Below are 14078 nucleotides of genomic sequence, written 5' to 3' on the forward strand. Positions count from 1 at the left end.
CCAGCCACCACCGGCATGGTGTCTGCTCAGAGTAACCACATCCATGAGCCCCGACGGATCCGTGATGATTTCAAGTCGCCTGTATTACGCCTCGATGATGCTGTTCTGGGTTTGCTACCTGTCGCTTCTGGCGCTGGTTGTAACCTACGCGCCGCAGGGCGGTATCGAATTGGCCGGATTGACGCTGTTTGCCGATTCCGGGCTGGTCGATAGCGCCATCGCAGCAATGCAGGCGATCGGCTTGTCACCGGTAGGTCAAAGCGTCGTCTTCGGGCTTCTCGGCGGTTTCAGCGCCGCATCGGCCGGGCTGCTGTTGTTTGCGATGATATTCTACGTGTTCGGTCAGGAACGCGAACAACGCGAGGCGCGGCCCTTGGCGCAAGGGGCGGTGGCCTGCACCGTGCTCGCCGCAATGCTGTCGACGCTCGTCTTCTTTGCAGGCGGCCAGGCGGGCGCTCTGCTGGCGCTTGAATTCGGTGCGCTTGGCGGTCTGTTCCTGACCGTCATGTCACTTGCACAGGCGCGGATCGAACCCGACGATGTGGTGGAGGAGGGGCTGGGCGAGCTTGATCAGGTGATTGCCGATCACGCTGCCAATCATGCCGCTTTCAGCGCCCAGCTTGCATCTTTCTCCAGGCATGGAACACAGTCATGAAGGTTTTTCTCGTCCTCTGGATCATGCCGATCGTCCTGCTGGGAAGCTGGTATGGCCTGTCCTATTACGACATCAATTTCGGCTACCGCATTCTCAGCCGCGAGCTGCACGACCTGGTGTTCACCATCTACGGCAACCTGCTCGGCATTCCGCCCGAAACGATTCCGCCGCTGGTGCTCAAGGCGATCATACTCGACACGTTTCTGGTCATCGGTTTCATCGTGATCAAGCGCCGCCGCAAGCAGATCTGGGCCGCCATCCGCAAGATGCTGGGCTGGACCGAACAGGGCGAAAGCCCAATGCACACCGGCAACACCGCCGAAGCCGAGTTCTCACGTATTTCCTGATGCATCCTGCCCAGCGCGCAAACCGGTCAGCCGGTCGAGCGCGCCCTGCAGGATGAAGCTGGCGGCGGCCGAATCGATCCGCTCCTTGCGCTTCTTGCGCGAGACATCCATCTCGATCAGCGCCCGTTCCGCCGCAACCGTCGACAGCCGCTCGTCCCAGAACACGAACGGCAGGTCCGTTTTCTGCGCCATGTTGCGGACGAAGGCACGTGTTGCCTGGGCCCGCGGACCTTCGCTGCCATCCATGTTGACCGGCAGGCCGATCACCGCAGCGCCCGCCTTGTCCTGTTCCAGCGCCGCGATCAGCGCGATGGCGTCGAGTGTGAACTTCTTGCGCTTGATCACCGTCCGCGGCGAGGCAAGCCTGAGCGACAGGTCCGAGACAGCCAGACCGATGGTTTCCGTCCCCAGGTCGATGCCGGCGATGGTCTGTCCGGGCTGAATTTGCCCTGCAAGCTCTTCGATGGTGATAGCGGCCATTTTTTGCTCTCTGCCTTTGCGCCACAGCTTCAGCCGCGCTAGATGTTGCTTTAGCGAACAAATCCGCAAATTGCGAGGGAGTGCAATCGATGAAGATAACCTGGTTGGGCCATTCGGCGTTCCGGCTCGAAACAGCCAAATCGACAATCCTGATAGATCCCTTTTTCACCGGAAACCCATCCTTTGAAGGCAATGACCGCAAGGATGCGGTCAAGGATGTCACCCACATCCTGCTGACCCACGGCCACGCGGACCACATCGGCGACACGGCGGCCATTGCCAAGGAAACCGGCGCGGTCGTGCTGTGCAATTACGATCTGGGCATGTGGCTTGGCCACCACCAGGGGGTCGAAAAGCTTGAACTGGGCAACACCGGCGGCACCATCTCGCTCGATGGTTTTTCGGCCACTTTCGTCAACGCCTTCCACTCCTCGGCGCAGATCACCACCGACGGTGTGTCGCATTCACTGGGGAGCGCAAACGGCCTGATGCTGCATTTCGAGGATGAGCCGGGCCTTCTGCACATGGGCGACACCGACATTTTCTCCGACATGGCGCTGATCAACGAGTTGCACCGCCCGGAAATCGGCATCGTGCCGATCGGCGACCGTTTCACCATGGGCGGCGCGGTGGCAGCGCTTGCCTGCCGCAGGTACTTCTCCTTCGCCAAGGTGCTGCCCTGCCATTACGGCACGTTCCCGGCGCTGGACCAGACCGCGGATGCCTTTGTCGAAGGTATGGAAGACGATGCCAAGAACGTCGCCGTGCCCAAATCCGGTGAAAGCGTGACTGTCTGACGCCCTGACTGGGCAATTTTTGGCAAAACGCGACGGGATCGAAGGTCTATCCATTGATTGGCCGCGAAGCGGAACATGGGAAGAAAATGAGCCAGGATGATCGGACGCTCAGCTTTTATACCCGGGAAGCTTCAGCCTATGCCTCACGCGATGAATATTCGAATTCGAAGCATATCGAGGCTTTTCTGTCTTTGCTGCCAGCCGGAGCTGCCATTCTCGAGTTGGGATGCGGTGCCGGGCGGGACAGTGAATTCATGATCGGCAGGGGATACGAGGTGCATCCGACGGATGGGACGCCAGAATTGGCCCAAGCGGCAGAACAGCGCCTCGGGATCCCGGTTGCCACGCTGTTGTTCGCGGATCTGGATGAGGAAAGCACCTGTGACGGAATATGGGCGAATGCCTGCCTGTTGCATGTCCCCAGAGAAGATCTGCCGGGCGTCTTATCGAAAATTCATGCCGCATTGAAGAAAGGCGGAGCCTTTTACGCCAGTTTCAAGGCTGGCGAAACAGAAGGCCGCGACCGGTTCAACCGGTATTACAATTATCCTTCCGAGAGCACCTTGCGGGAATGGTACGCTGCATCAGCTTGGGCTGATGTGACAATCACAGCCGAAAAGGGCGGAGGCTATGACGGACGACCAACCGATTGGCTCCATGTGGTTGCGATCAAGCAGGATTGACTTTCACGCTCCCTTTATGGCGTTCGCGATGACAAATCATCAGCCCGCAGTTGCGCGTCTGCCCGCTCGCCGCTATAGCGGGGCCACCTGTTCACACCACCCGATGAGGACCCGATGTCCGTAGATCTTGCCACCGTCAAACGCGTTGCGCACCTGGCCCGTATTGCGGTCACCGACGAGGAAGCCGCCCGCATGGAAGGTGAACTCAACACCATTCTGGGCTTTGTCGAACAACTCTCCGAAGTCGATGTCGACGGCATCGAGCCGATGACATCGGTCACCCCGATGGCGATGAAGAAGCGCGCCGATGTTGTCACCGACGGCTCCAAGGCCGAGGACATCGTCGCCAACGCGCCCGAATCCACCGACAACTTCTTCGTTGTCCCGAAGGTGGTAGAGTAGCAGCATGGCTGTCTCGGTCGCCATTGAATCCCCGCTTCAGGATGACGTCACAGGGCTTGTGGAAGCCCTGGACGCCTATCTGGTGCCGTTGGCGCCGGCCGAATTCCATTTCGGTCTGAACATCGAGGAAATGGCGGGCGACGATACCACGGTGTTCGTGGCACGTGACGACGCCGGCGAGGCCATCGGTATTGGTGCGCTCAAGGATGCGGGCCTGGATGCCGGAGTTCTCACCGGCGAAGTCAAGCGCATGTTCACTGCCCCGCGGGTCCGTGGCCAGCGCATAGGCTCGGCACTGCTGGATGCGATCTGCGCGCGTGCCCGCGCCAAGGGCATGAAACGGCTGGTTCTTGAAACCGGCGTGGGCGAGGGGCTTGCCGCCGCCGTCCGGCTTTATCAAAATCATGGCTTCACCGAATGTGGCGCCGTCCTCGATTACCCTGATTCCGGCTATTCCCGGTTCTTTGAAAAGAAGTTGTCCGCATGAGTGACCTGACCCGTCTGACCATCGCCGAAGCCCGTGACGAAATGGGCAAGGGTGCCTTTACCAGCGTTGAACTGACCGACGCCTACCTGGCCGCCATCGAGGCCGCCAACCCGGCGATCAACGCCTATGTGAAAATCACAGCCGACAAGGCCCGCGAGATGGCCAAGGCCTCCGACGCCCGCCGCGCCGGCGGTTCTGCCGGAGCGCTCGAGGGCATCCCGCTCGGCGTCAAGGATCTGTACGCAACCGAGGGCGTGCACACACAGGCCTGTTCCCACGTGCTCGACGGCTTCGAGCCGCGTTACGAATCGACCGTTACCGCCAATCTCTGGTCCGATGGCGCGGTGATGCTGGGCAAGCTCAACATGGACGAGTTCGCCATGGGCTCGTCCAACGAGACATCGTACTACGGTCCGGTGATCAACCCCTGGCGCGCCGAAGGTTCCAACGCCAATCTGGTGCCCGGCGGTTCTTCCGGTGGCTCGGCGGCGGCCGTTGCGGCACTGCTGTGCGCCGGCGCGACAGCCACCGACACCGGCGGTTCGATCCGCCAGCCTGCGGCGTTTACCGGCACCGTCGGCATCAAGCCCACCTATGGCCGCTGCTCGCGCTGGGGCATTGCCGCCTTTGCCTCCTCGCTCGATCAGGCAGGCCCGATTGCCCGCGACGTGCGCGATGCCGCAATCCTGCTCAAGTCGATGGCATCGGTCGATGACAAGGACACCACCTCGGTGGACATGCCGGTGCCGGATTACGAAGCAGCGCTGGGCGGTTCGGTCAAGGGCCTGAAAATCGGCATTCCGCGCGAATACCGCATCGACGGCATGCCCGCCGAAATCGATGCGCTGTGGCAGCAGGGGATCGCCTGGCTCAAGGACGCCGGCGCCGAAATCGTCGATATCGAGCTGCCGCACACCAAGTATGCGCTGCCGGCCTATTACATCGTCGCGCCCGCTGAAGCTTCGTCGAACCTGGCCCGCTACGACGGCGTCCGTTACGGCCTGCGCGTGCCCGGCAAGGACATTGCCGAGATGTACGAGAAGACCCGTGCCGAAGGTTTCGGCCAGGAAGTCAAGCGCCGCATCATGATCGGCACCTATGTGCTCTCGGCCGGTTACTACGACGCTTACTACCTGCGCGCCCAGAAGGTACGCACCCTGATCAAGCGCGATTTCGAGCTCGCTTTCGATGCCGGCGTCGACGCCATCCTGACGCCCGCCACCCCGTCTTCGGCCTTTGCCATCGGCGACGAGAGCCTGGCCAGCGACCCGGTCAAGATGTACATGCAGGACGTCTTCACCGTCACCGTCAACATGGCCGGTTTGCCGGGAATTTCGGTTCCTGCGGGCCTTGACCCGAAGGGTCTGCCGCTTGGCCTGCAGCTGATCGGCCGCCCGTTCGGGGAAGAAACCCTGTTCAAGGCCGCCCACGTCATCGAACAGGCCGCAGGCCGTTTCGAACCGAACAAGTGGTGGTGAGACCGGTTCCAAACAGACAGCTTGAAAGAAGCGGCGCCCTGAGGCGCCGCTTTTGCGTTTAGCGATTGTTCAACTGCGATCTGACCAGCTCCAACCCGCGACGTGTGACGCCATAGGGCTGGCCCTTGCGCGAGCTTATCGCGCGTTTGCGCTTCAGCTTGCGAAAGGTTTCAGGTTCCAGACCGGTAAACAGCCAGCCTTCCCGGGTGATGAGCTTGATTTCGGCAATTTTCCGGTTGTCATCACGGGTCAGTTCGATCCTGCCGCCTTGCGCCAGCAGGTGTAAAATGCGCTGTTCAGCGCGGGAGATATCCATTGTCTGTTCTGTCCAATAGCGCTCGGTTGAGCGCACAAAAACATCGGCCGACGTCACGGACGTCAGCGGCTTCATGTTTTTGTTGGGCCATGCGCGGCGTGTTGAACGCAGGACGCAGGCCCTTTATCGGGACTCGGACAGGAAGTACATAAAGGCTCCGGTGATGGACCTGTGCACGATAGTAACCGGCTGTGGCTGGATCAAGATCGCAGCTCTGTGCGGCCGCTTCGAAAGATTGGTACTGTTGCGCAATTACCCGGTAAAACGGTGCAGGGCTTGATGAACCGCCCGTTTCCGGCGAAACTCCTCGTAAGCGTCATGCATCTTCGCCTGGCGGAAATTCGACGGAGCGGTCACAATGCTTGCTATCAGGCCTGCAACTTCCGCCGAAGCCCAGGATCTCGCCAAGATCGGTTTGGCCGCCTGGGAAAAGGCGATTCGCGTCTGGGGAGAGGATGCGGAGCGCCTGCGCGAGAACGCCAGGGAAGCCTATTACGATTTCTGCACCCGCTGCTGGCCCGATATCCTGGTTGCCGAATGGGATGGCGAACTTGCCGGCTGGGGCTCGTGCGAGAAGGCCGATGATTTCATCACCGATCTCTGGGTGTTGCCGGAATTTCAGGGCAGGGGCATCGGCACGGCGCTGCTCGACAAGATCGAATCCGGCATCCGGCAACGCGGGTTTTCCGCCGCGCGGCTCGACACCCATGCCCGAAACCTGGATGCGATCCGGCTCTACAAGCGGCTTGGCTATCGCGTCAAAACCTACTTCGTGACCTATTCCGAACCGCTCGACGAGGACATCGACAAGGTGGAAATGATCAAGGAATTCGAGCCCCACAGCGATCCGGTTGATCCCGATGCCGGCGAATACGGTCTCTACAATCTCTGAATGACGCCACTGTCATGTCCCGGGCACGCAGTGCTGCAAAAGCGGCCTTCTGCCGAAAGCCCAAAAAAAGACCCGGACACGGGAATCCCGATCCGGGCTTTCAAGTCGGGCAAAGATCTCTTTGCCTAGAGGGAGCAGAATAGGCGGGAGCCAGAAATCAGGCTGCGGGTTGCGAATTCGCGTTGTTGAGCACCCGCTCGAAAAGATCGTGATTGCGGCAGAACGAGGGAGCCTCGTCCGCATCGACCTCGTGCGACAGCCAGCTCTGGCAGGCATCCGGCCGGTCACAGGTCAAGCAGCGGTTGGCGGCCCGGCGCAGCACGCCGGCATGATCGGGCAGTTTCCAGATCTCGTCGGCAACGCCAAGCTTGGTCATCATGGCGTCCATAAGGTCGGCCTGTTTTGTCAAACGGCTGAAAATATCAAGTACGCTCATGATCATCTCCTCTTCGATGTTGAGTTGAGAATCCCATGGTGCCCGGGTGCCCGCATTGATCTCGGTCAAACATTTTGCAGGTAGTTTCCCGCTGCTGGGCCGCCCTGTGCCGGTAAAGCCTTGCAGTCGGGCCGGCTTTGTTCTACCCGACAGGGAGCTGATCCTTCAAAGATAATGAGCCTGTCATGAGCCTTGTCGATACCCGTACCCCTGATCCGAAACGCCTGATTGCCGGTGCCACCGGCGACTGGGAAATCATCATCGGTCTGGAAGTCCATGCCCAGGTAACCAGCAAATCCAAACTGTTCTCCGGCTCGTCGACGGAATTCGGCAAGGCTGCCAATTCCAATGTCAGCCTGGTTGATGCCGCCATGCCCGGCATGTTGCCGGTGATCAACGAGGAATGCGTGGCCCAGGCCGTGCGCACCGGGCTTGGCCTGAAAGCGCAGATCAACAACCGCTCGGTGTTTGACCGCAAGAACTATTTCTACCCGGATCTGCCGCAGGGCTATCAGATCTCCCAGTTCAAGGATCCGATCGTCGGCGAAGGCACGATCATCATTTCGGTCGGCCCCGACCGCAAGGGCAATTTCGAGGACATCGAGATCGGCATCGAACGGCTGCATCTCGAGCAGGATGCCGGCAAGTCGATGCATGACCAGCATCCCTCGATGTCCTATGTCGATCTCAACCGCTCCGGCGTGGCGCTGATGGAGATCGTCTCCAAGCCCGACATGCGTTCGGCTGACGAGGCCAAGGCCTATGTTACCAAGCTGCGCTCGATCCTGCGCTATCTCGGCACCTGTGACGGCAACATGGATGAAGGCTCGATGCGCGCCGATGTCAACGTCTCGGTGCGCAAGCCCGGCGGCGAATTCGGCACCCGCTGCGAAATCAAGAACGTCAACTCGATCCGCTTCGTTGGTCAGGCCATCGAATCGGAAGCCCGCCGCCAGATCGCCATCATCGAGGACGGCGGAACCATCGATCAGGAAACCCGCCTGTTCGATCCGGCCAAGGGCGAGACACGCTCGATGCGCTCGAAGGAAGACGCGCACGACTACCGCTATTTCCCCGATCCGGATCTTTTGCCGCTCGAATTCGATCAGGCCTTTGTCGATGCGCTGAAGGCGGAATTGCCGGAATTGCCCGACGACAAGAAGGCCCGTTTTGTCGCCGACATGGGCCTGAGCGTCTATGACGCCTCGATCCTGGTTTCGGAAAAGGCAATTGCCGATTATTACGAGAAACTGGCCGCGGGACGTGACGGCAAGACCGCTGCGAACTGGGTCATCAATGATCTGCTTGGCGCCTTGAACAAGGCCGGCAAAGGCATTGAAGAGACTCCGGTTTCACCCGAGCAGCTCGGCGGCATTCTTGATCTGATCAAGAACGGCACCATTTCCGGCAAGATCGCCAAGGATCTGTTCGAGATCGTGTTCACCGAGGGCGGTGAGCCGGCCGAGATCGTTGAAGCCAGGGGCATGAAGCAGGTTACCGACACCGGCGCGATCGAAAAGGCCGTTGACGATATCATCGCAGCCAATCCCGATCAGGTCGCCAAGGTCGCCGCCAAGCCCGCACTCGCCGGCTGGTTCGTCGGCCAGGTGATGAAGGCAACCGGCGGCAAGGCCAATCCGAAAGCGGTGCAGGATCTGGTCAAGGCCAAGCTCGGCATCGAGGAATAGGCTGAACTGATGTTCTTCGTCCGCTCCGCATCGTCAAGAGACATCCCGGCTATCCGGGATGTGCTGGCTGAGACATGGCGCGCCACCTACGCTCCGTTCTACGGCGCGGCGCGGGTCGAGGAAATCATCGCCGACTGGCATTCGGAAGCCGCGATCAAGGCCTATATGGAGCGCCCCAACGGCGAATTCCTTGTGGCTGATGACGGCAAGCAGATTGGTGGCGTTGCTTTCGCCAGCCACGCCCCGGGCACCCATGTCGTCTCTCTGCACCAGCTTTACGTCCGGCCCGCATGTCAGGGGCTGGGCATTGGCCGGGATCTGTTTGCCGAAATCGAAACCTGTTTCCCCGGCGCGCAAACCCTGTCGCTGGAAGTCGATCCCGGCAATGAACCGGCGATCGCGTTCTATCAGTCGCACGGAATGACCGAGACCGGCCGCACCGAAAATTGCGGCAAGGGCGAATCGGGCATACCCGCCGTGATCATGACCAAGCCGCTTCTAGGCTGACCACTTCCAGGCGCATTCACAACCTCAGTTTACATCCTGTTCCCGGCCATTGTTGTCCCACAGCCGCACCGCCGAGCATTCCATGATGTAAGGGCGCAGGGTCTTGTCGCAGGCCACCGCAACCGCTGCCAACAGGGCCTCCTTGCTGTCCCAGCCGCAAAGATACTGATGCCAATGCAGGCCTTCGGTGTGCTGGACGAACAAGTCCGCCGACCAGCCTGCCGGATAGCACCATTTGACCCGGAGGCAGTCTTCCGCTCTCGCCCCGCCTTCAACGCATTTGGTCCGCGCGCAGGCAAGCGTCTTGTCTGTGCTCTGTCCGGTGCATACACCTGACGATTGTTCCGGTGCTTCGGCAAAGGCGATGCCGATGGGGCCGTTCTGGGCGAAGGCGGCAGGCGCAGCCCCTGCCAGCGCGATCAGGGCCGCGCATATGAATTTCATGATCATCAGTTTTCCCCTGTTCATGCAGAGACTGTGATCATGCAGGCATTTTCCTCATCTGAACAGCGAGCAGGCGAGTTGGAGCGCCAGGGCCGCGGCAAGTTGATCAATCACGATGTTTTCCACAGCCTTACCTCACGACACTTCACGTAAGCTGTGCTAGTCAAACAGCACTGGGGACCTTCAAAGAGTTATGAGACATGACGCAGGTTTACAAAATCGCGATACCGGTCTTCCTCTTGGGCTTTATCGCCGGTGCCGGCTTCTGGTACCTGTTTTCACCGGCCTTTATTGACCGCGTCGTCAACGAAGAGCTTCCGGCCGGTTTCGAACTGAGCGAATTGCGCAGCGGAAATTTCCGCGATGTCGACGGGGCCCACCGCGGCTCAGGAAGTGTGAAGGTCCTGTCCAATGCTGCCGGCGGTACGCTGCTCCGGTTTGCCGAATTCGAAGTCACCAACGGCCCGGACCTTGAAGTCTGGCTGGTCAAGAACCCCGACCCGAAGAAATCTGCCGACGTCAACGCCAGTCAGTGGCTTTCGCTCGGCCCGCTCAAGGGCAACAAGGGCGACCAGACCTACGTGCTACCGGCAACCGCCGATATTGCAGACTGGGGCTCGGTCGTGATCTGGTGTGAGCAGTTCAGCGTGCTGTTCTCGGTGGCGACCCTTTCGCCAGCCGGTGTGTGAAGACATGACAGACAGCGTGACAATCCGGACGGCACAACGCGACGACGTGGCAGCGATTGCGGCCATGTTTGCCCAGGATACGCTTGGCGGGCACGGTGACAGCGACGATCCGGCCGATCTGCCGGATTACCTCGCGGCATTCGACCGCATTGCCGCAAGCCCGAACGACAGCCTTTTCGTTGCCGTTCGCGATGGCGAGGTGGTCGGCACGTTCCAGACCACGCTGATCACGTCGCTGACCGGCAAGGGCAGCCTGAGCCTGACCATCGAGGCCGTCCATACCCGCAGCGACATGCGCGGTCACGGGATCGGCCAGGCGATGATCAACCACGCCATCGAGCAGGGCAGGGCAAGCGGTGTGCGCCTGATACAGTTGATGTCAAACGCCACCCGCCACGATGCGCACCGGTTTTATCAACGCCTTGGTTTCAGCCAGAGCCATCTCGGCTTCAAGATGAAATTGCGCTGACCAGGGTTGCCGCGACACTGGACAATGCCGGCGCAGCGGGTCATAAGGCGGAATGCGACGCGGCTGCAATATGGCCGTCAGGTCCACGAACGAGAGGCTTTCATGAAGGCACTACTTCTTCAGATGTTCACCTGGTGGAACGGACAGACCTGGGGAACCAGGTTTCACACCTGGCGCCACGGAAAACGGGTCGGTGAAGACGCTGCCGGCAATGTCTATTATGAAGGCGGCTCTGATTCCGAAGGCCGCACCCGCCGCTGGGTGATCTTCAACGGACCATCGGAACCGTCAGCGATTCCTCCCGGCTGGCACGGCTGGATGCATCATCGCACCGACGTTTCCCCTGCAACCGAAACCTATGCGGCAAAGCCCTGGGAACAGGCGCATCAGGCCAACATGACCGGAACCGGGCGCGCATACCGTCCCAAGGGCTCGATCCTCAATCAGGGCGCGCGTCCGCATGTCACCGGCGATTATGATGCGTGGACCCCGAAATCCTGACCTGCTGCCATCTCTTCGGCGCAGCCATGCCACATTTCATGGTTAACGCTTCATAGACGGCAAAGGGTTAAGTTCCCGGCCGGAGACATGCCGGGAACGGCCTTCAATGGGCCTTGTGACGAGTGAAGCGAATGATTTTCCATTTAGACAGTCTTGCAAGGACCGCAGGTGCGGTTCTGGTTGCCGGTTCGGCCTTTTTCGCTGCGGGGGCTGCTGTCCATGCCGCTCGCATCGACAATCCGGTGGCAGTGTTTTCCGGTATCGACAAGATCACCGGACGAATCACCACCTTCGATGTCTATGTCGGGGAGACCGTGCAATTCGGCGCGTTGCAGGTAACGCCGCGCGTTTGCTACAGCCGCGACGAAACCGAAGCGCCGAAGACCACCACTTTTGTCGAAGTTGATGAGATCACCCTCGACCGCAAGATCCGCCGTCTGTTCACCGGCTGGATGTTCGCGGATTCTCCCGGGCTGAACGCGGTTGACCATGCCGTCTATGACGTTTGGCTCAAGGACTGCAAGCAAGAATCAGACGTTCCGCCGCCAACCGCCGGCAACTGATTTCCGCCGGGCACTGCGCGCCTTGGATATCTGTCCCGCGGACCTGCCGGTTTATATGCTGATATCAACAATCACACAGAAGAGCGCCGCGCATCTTGGTGAATGCGCGGCGTTGAAGTTGTCTGGCTTGGTGTTTGTGCTCAGCGGGATGCGACAGGGGCCACCAGCGGGGTGATCCGCCGGATCGTGACCCTTCGGTTCAAGCGTTCCGGCGCCTCGGTCCTGACCTTGAGATAGCGCTCGCCATAGCCCTGGGTCACCAGGTTTTCCGGCGGAATTCCGAACACGTCGCTCAGTGCTACGGCAATCGTCTCTGCCCGGCGGTCGGAGAGAAGCAGGTTCGCCTCGTCGCGGCCCACCGCGTCGGTGTGGCCTTCGATCAGGAACGTCTCCGCCGGGTTGCGCTCGAGGATGCTGGTGACGGCATCGGCAACGTCCGATAGCCGCTGGATCTGGTCTTCGGCAATCGTCGCCTTGCCGAATTCGAAAGTCAGGCTGTCGAGGTCGATCCGGCGAACCTTGTCGCGGATACGGGCGGAACGGCGCACTTCCTCGACCGAATAGAGACGCTCGACCCGTTCGACCGGAGGCTCCATCAGGAACTCGAGAAACGCCGAGGGGTTGGCATCCGTCGAATCGAGGATGTAGTCGCTGATCGGGATCGACAACCGCAGCGGCGGCAGTCTCCGGCCTGGATCGACAAAGGCTTCGCGCGAACCGTCGCTGTTGGCATTGGCGTAAAACAGCACATATTCGCGGCCGTCCGGCATCACCCGGCTGCGCTGGATCACATCGCCCCAGCGATTGGTCACTGTTACCAGCTGCACGCCGTTCGGTCTTACGATGACCTCGCGCACGCGGCCACCGCCCAGGCGCTCGTAATAAACCTCGTTGCTGCCGGCCTGGAGCCGGTCCCGGTCGTCATGTTCAACGATGGTGCGGTTGTCGACTTCAATGATGGTCCGGTTGTCGATCTGGTTGATGATGCTCACATTGGTCTGCGCTTCGCGCTCCGGACGCTCGCTGGTGCGTTCTCCACGCTCTGACAACGCCTTGGGTGCCGGTTCGCTCTTTGCCGTGGAGGCTTGCGCATCCGCGTCCGAGGTTGGCGGCGGAGGTGCAGGTTCGCTGGAAGCGGGTGCCGCGGCCCGGGAAGCGTCGCCATCGCCGGCTACCGGCTCTTCCTTGGCACTGTCGAGCACAGGCGCGCCATCCTGGATGGGCAAGGTCAAAACCTCTTCCTTCGGAGTGACCGGCGCCTTGGTGTCTGCATCGGCAGCCGCCGGTTTGGTCTCCGGAATAACTTCGGCTGCAGGCTGTTCTGCAGCATCGGCTGGTTCAACGGGGGCCGGCGCGTCGCCGGGAACGGTCTCCGCCGGGGTCGTTTCTGTGGCCGCGGGAGTTTCCTCAGACTGTATGGCGGGCTTGGGCTCGGGCGTGACTGTTGAGGGAGGTACTGGTTCATCAACGATTTCCGGTTCCGTTGTGTTTTCAGCCTCGGGGGCGGGTTCTGGAACAGGGGCAGCTTCTTCGGCAACAGCGGCGGGCATTTCTGGGGCAGCTTCCACTTCAGCTGCAGGCTCCGGGATGTCTTCTACGGGTGCCGTTTCGGTCACCGGTTGTTCCGGCGCGGGCTCGGTTGCTGCCTCGGGTTTGCCGGCAGGTTCCGGTGCAGGCTGCACGGTTTCCGCAGGTGCCTCTTCGCTGGCGGCCGGCGCTTCGGTTGCTTCCGGGACCTGTACGGGGGCGGCGGGCGTTTCTACGGCCTCTACCGTCGGTTCCGCCGTAGCTTCCACTGCGGCCTGGGCGGCCGCGAGCCCGGCCTGCGCCGCCTCGACCTCGGCCTGAGCCGCGGCAAGATCGCCGCCCGACGCTTCCGCCTCTGCCTTGCGGGCAAGTGCTTCGGCCAGCTGCGCTTCCGCATCGCCGATGCTCAATTGCACTAGGCTCAGATACTGCGTCACCGCAGGTCTTGCTGCGTCGAGTGAGCGTGTCTGGCTGAAAGGCGCAGCGCCGGAGGAGCCAAGGCCGGCGAGGCTTATGGCGGTGGAGGCGAGCAATATGCGTGTCAATGTCACGAGGGCAACTCCTGTCGGATAACGTTCCTTCAAGCGGTCAACGCGTTGGCGCCCACAGCGGTTCCATTCACCTCGTCATCTATCGCCTGAGCACAAGACCCCCGGGAATTGTCCGGCGGCGTCTTCTGGTCTCACCCGGTGGTTTTTGACCGGGCGCTACATGCGG

At 60.9% G+C, this 14078-nt stretch carries 19 protein-coding genes; 14 read left to right on the forward strand and 5 right to left on the reverse strand.

The features are described 5' to 3' along the window. The first annotated feature begins 64 nt into the window (after positions 1-64). Entirely contained in the window at positions 65-655 is a 591-nt protein-coding gene (locus tag WNY80_RS13765; RefSeq protein ID WP_342887942.1) for a hypothetical protein, read from the forward strand. After that, positions 652-1002 carry a DUF6105 family protein gene (locus WNY80_RS13770; protein ID WP_342887943.1) on the forward strand — a complete coding sequence of 117 codons (351 nt, stop codon included), beginning with the start codon at positions 652-654 and terminating at the stop codon, positions 1000-1002. Before WNY80_RS13765 ends, WNY80_RS13770 begins: the two co-directional genes overlap by 4 nt. On the opposite strand, the gene ruvX is transcribed toward WNY80_RS13770, so the two are convergent. Continuing rightward, positions 988-1482, reverse strand: coding sequence for a Holliday junction resolvase RuvX (gene ruvX / locus WNY80_RS13775; protein ID WP_342887944.1), 495 nt, complete (start codon positions 1480-1482; stop codon positions 988-990). The two genes, WNY80_RS13770 and ruvX, sit on opposite strands and share 15 nt — an antisense overlap. 89 nt (positions 1483-1571) lie before the next feature. On the opposite strand from ruvX, the gene WNY80_RS13780 reads away from it, so the two are divergent. The 5 genes from WNY80_RS13780 to gatA all read left to right on the forward strand — a co-directional run bounded on the left by WNY80_RS13780 (position 1572) and on the right by gatA (position 5329). Continuing rightward, on the forward strand, positions 1572-2279 hold the full coding sequence (locus WNY80_RS13780; RefSeq protein WP_342887945.1) for a metal-dependent hydrolase: 708 nt from the start codon (positions 1572-1574) through the stop codon (positions 2277-2279). Between the two features lie 86 nt (positions 2280-2365). Next, positions 2366-2962: a class I SAM-dependent methyltransferase gene (locus tag WNY80_RS13785; RefSeq protein ID WP_342888010.1), complete on the forward strand. Its 597-nt coding sequence runs from the start codon at positions 2366-2368 to the stop codon at positions 2960-2962. Positions 2963-3076: 114 nt separating this feature from the next. After that, entirely contained in the window at positions 3077-3364 is a 288-nt protein-coding gene (gene gatC, locus WNY80_RS13790; protein ID WP_342887946.1) for an Asp-tRNA(Asn)/Glu-tRNA(Gln) amidotransferase subunit GatC, read from the forward strand. 4 nt (positions 3365-3368) lie between these two features. Beyond that, positions 3369-3851 carry a GNAT family N-acetyltransferase gene (locus WNY80_RS13795; RefSeq protein ID WP_342887947.1) on the forward strand — a complete coding sequence of 161 codons (483 nt, stop codon included), beginning with the start codon at positions 3369-3371 and terminating at the stop codon, positions 3849-3851. After that, positions 3848-5329, forward strand: coding sequence for an Asp-tRNA(Asn)/Glu-tRNA(Gln) amidotransferase subunit GatA (gene gatA / locus WNY80_RS13800; RefSeq protein WP_342887948.1), 1482 nt, complete (start codon positions 3848-3850; stop codon positions 5327-5329). Before WNY80_RS13795 ends, gatA begins: the two co-directional genes overlap by 4 nt. A 58-nt stretch (positions 5330-5387) precedes the next feature. Here the strand turns inward: gatA and WNY80_RS13805 are convergent, their stop codons facing one another. Beyond that, positions 5388-5645 (reverse strand): YjhX family toxin, encoded by a 258-nt coding sequence (locus tag WNY80_RS13805; RefSeq protein ID WP_342888011.1) that lies wholly within the window; start codon positions 5643-5645, stop codon positions 5388-5390. A 358-nt stretch (positions 5646-6003) separates the two neighbouring features. Between WNY80_RS13805 and WNY80_RS13810 the strand changes: the two genes are divergently transcribed. Next, positions 6004-6537, forward strand: a complete 534-nt coding sequence (locus tag WNY80_RS13810; RefSeq protein WP_342887949.1) for a GNAT family N-acetyltransferase — start codon at positions 6004-6006, stop codon at positions 6535-6537. 157 nt (positions 6538-6694) lie between these two features. On the opposite strand, the gene WNY80_RS13815 is transcribed toward WNY80_RS13810, so the two are convergent. Next, on the reverse strand, positions 6695-6973 hold the full coding sequence (locus WNY80_RS13815; RefSeq protein ID WP_342887950.1) for a DUF6455 family protein: 279 nt from the start codon (positions 6971-6973) through the stop codon (positions 6695-6697). 185 nt (positions 6974-7158) lie between these two features. Here WNY80_RS13815 and gatB point away from each other — a divergent pair, with 185 nt between their 5' ends. Further along, on the forward strand, positions 7159-8661 hold the full coding sequence (gatB, locus tag WNY80_RS13820; protein WP_342887951.1) for an Asp-tRNA(Asn)/Glu-tRNA(Gln) amidotransferase subunit GatB: 1503 nt from the start codon (positions 7159-7161) through the stop codon (positions 8659-8661). Between the two features lie 9 nt (positions 8662-8670). Beyond that, positions 8671-9168, forward strand: a complete 498-nt coding sequence (locus WNY80_RS13825) for a GNAT family N-acetyltransferase (protein WP_342887952.1) — start codon at positions 8671-8673, stop codon at positions 9166-9168. 24 nt (positions 9169-9192) lie between these two features. On the opposite strand, the gene WNY80_RS13830 is transcribed toward WNY80_RS13825, so the two are convergent. Continuing rightward, positions 9193-9618: a hypothetical protein gene (locus tag WNY80_RS13830; RefSeq protein WP_342887953.1), complete on the reverse strand. Its 426-nt coding sequence runs from the start codon at positions 9616-9618 to the stop codon at positions 9193-9195. 194 nt (positions 9619-9812) lie between these two features. On the opposite strand from WNY80_RS13830, the gene WNY80_RS13835 reads away from it, so the two are divergent. The 4 genes from WNY80_RS13835 to WNY80_RS13850 all read left to right on the forward strand — a co-directional run bounded on the left by WNY80_RS13835 (position 9813) and on the right by WNY80_RS13850 (position 11834). Continuing rightward, complete coding sequence (locus tag WNY80_RS13835; RefSeq protein WP_342887954.1) at positions 9813-10301, forward strand: DM13 domain-containing protein; 489 nt, start codon at positions 9813-9815, stop codon at positions 10299-10301. A 4-nt stretch (positions 10302-10305) separates the two neighbouring features. Then, the gene (locus WNY80_RS13840; RefSeq protein ID WP_342887955.1) at positions 10306-10770 is read left to right on the forward strand and encodes a GNAT family N-acetyltransferase; all 465 of its coding nucleotides are present in this window, start codon (positions 10306-10308) and stop codon (positions 10768-10770) included. A 102-nt stretch (positions 10771-10872) separates the two neighbouring features. Next, positions 10873-11271: an NADH:ubiquinone oxidoreductase subunit NDUFA12 gene (locus WNY80_RS13845; RefSeq protein ID WP_342887956.1), complete on the forward strand. Its 399-nt coding sequence runs from the start codon at positions 10873-10875 to the stop codon at positions 11269-11271. A 131-nt stretch (positions 11272-11402) separates the two neighbouring features. Then, positions 11403-11834: a DUF2155 domain-containing protein gene (locus WNY80_RS13850; protein ID WP_342887957.1), complete on the forward strand. Its 432-nt coding sequence runs from the start codon at positions 11403-11405 to the stop codon at positions 11832-11834. 140 nt (positions 11835-11974) lie between these two features. On the opposite strand, the gene WNY80_RS13855 is transcribed toward WNY80_RS13850, so the two are convergent. Then, positions 11975-13912, reverse strand: a complete 1938-nt coding sequence (locus WNY80_RS13855) for an OmpA family protein (RefSeq protein WP_342887958.1) — start codon at positions 13910-13912, stop codon at positions 11975-11977. Positions 13913-14078 lie beyond the last annotated feature (166 nt).

The organism is Hoeflea sp. AS16, assembly GCF_038900095.1.
Taxonomy (GTDB): domain Bacteria; phylum Pseudomonadota; class Alphaproteobacteria; order Rhizobiales; family Rhizobiaceae; genus Hoeflea.

Bases quoted from the DNA above. Each gene is read 5' to 3' on its own strand.
- WNY80_RS13765 (WP_342887942.1), top strand. From the start codon at position 65: ATGATTTCAAGTCGCCTGTATTACGCCTCGATGATGCTGTTCTGGGTT.
- WNY80_RS13770 (WP_342887943.1), top strand. From the start codon at position 652: ATGAAGGTTTTTCTCGTCCTCTGGATCATGCCGATCGTCCTGCTGGGA.
- ruvX (WP_342887944.1), bottom strand. From the start codon at position 1,482: ATGGCCGCTATCACCATCGAAGAGCTTGCAGGGCAAATTCAGCCCGGA.
- WNY80_RS13780 (WP_342887945.1), top strand. From the start codon at position 1,572: ATGAAGATAACCTGGTTGGGCCATTCGGCGTTCCGGCTCGAAACAGCC.
- WNY80_RS13785 (WP_342888010.1), top strand. From the start codon at position 2,366: ATGAGCCAGGATGATCGGACGCTCAGCTTTTATACCCGGGAAGCTTCA.
- gatC (WP_342887946.1), top strand. From the start codon at position 3,077: ATGTCCGTAGATCTTGCCACCGTCAAACGCGTTGCGCACCTGGCCCGT.
- WNY80_RS13795 (WP_342887947.1), top strand. From the start codon at position 3,369: ATGGCTGTCTCGGTCGCCATTGAATCCCCGCTTCAGGATGACGTCACA.
- gatA (WP_342887948.1), top strand. From the start codon at position 3,848: ATGAGTGACCTGACCCGTCTGACCATCGCCGAAGCCCGTGACGAAATG.
- WNY80_RS13805 (WP_342888011.1), bottom strand. From the start codon at position 5,645: ATGGATATCTCCCGCGCTGAACAGCGCATTTTACACCTGCTGGCGCAA.
- WNY80_RS13810 (WP_342887949.1), top strand. From the start codon at position 6,004: ATGCTTGCTATCAGGCCTGCAACTTCCGCCGAAGCCCAGGATCTCGCC.
- WNY80_RS13815 (WP_342887950.1), bottom strand. From the start codon at position 6,973: ATGAGCGTACTTGATATTTTCAGCCGTTTGACAAAACAGGCCGACCTT.
- gatB (WP_342887951.1), top strand. From the start codon at position 7,159: ATGAGCCTTGTCGATACCCGTACCCCTGATCCGAAACGCCTGATTGCC.
- WNY80_RS13825 (WP_342887952.1), top strand. From the start codon at position 8,671: ATGTTCTTCGTCCGCTCCGCATCGTCAAGAGACATCCCGGCTATCCGG.
- WNY80_RS13830 (WP_342887953.1), bottom strand. From the start codon at position 9,618: ATGATCATGAAATTCATATGCGCGGCCCTGATCGCGCTGGCAGGGGCT.
- WNY80_RS13835 (WP_342887954.1), top strand. From the start codon at position 9,813: ATGACGCAGGTTTACAAAATCGCGATACCGGTCTTCCTCTTGGGCTTT.
- WNY80_RS13840 (WP_342887955.1), top strand. From the start codon at position 10,306: ATGACAGACAGCGTGACAATCCGGACGGCACAACGCGACGACGTGGCA.
- WNY80_RS13845 (WP_342887956.1), top strand. From the start codon at position 10,873: ATGAAGGCACTACTTCTTCAGATGTTCACCTGGTGGAACGGACAGACC.
- WNY80_RS13850 (WP_342887957.1), top strand. From the start codon at position 11,403: ATGATTTTCCATTTAGACAGTCTTGCAAGGACCGCAGGTGCGGTTCTG.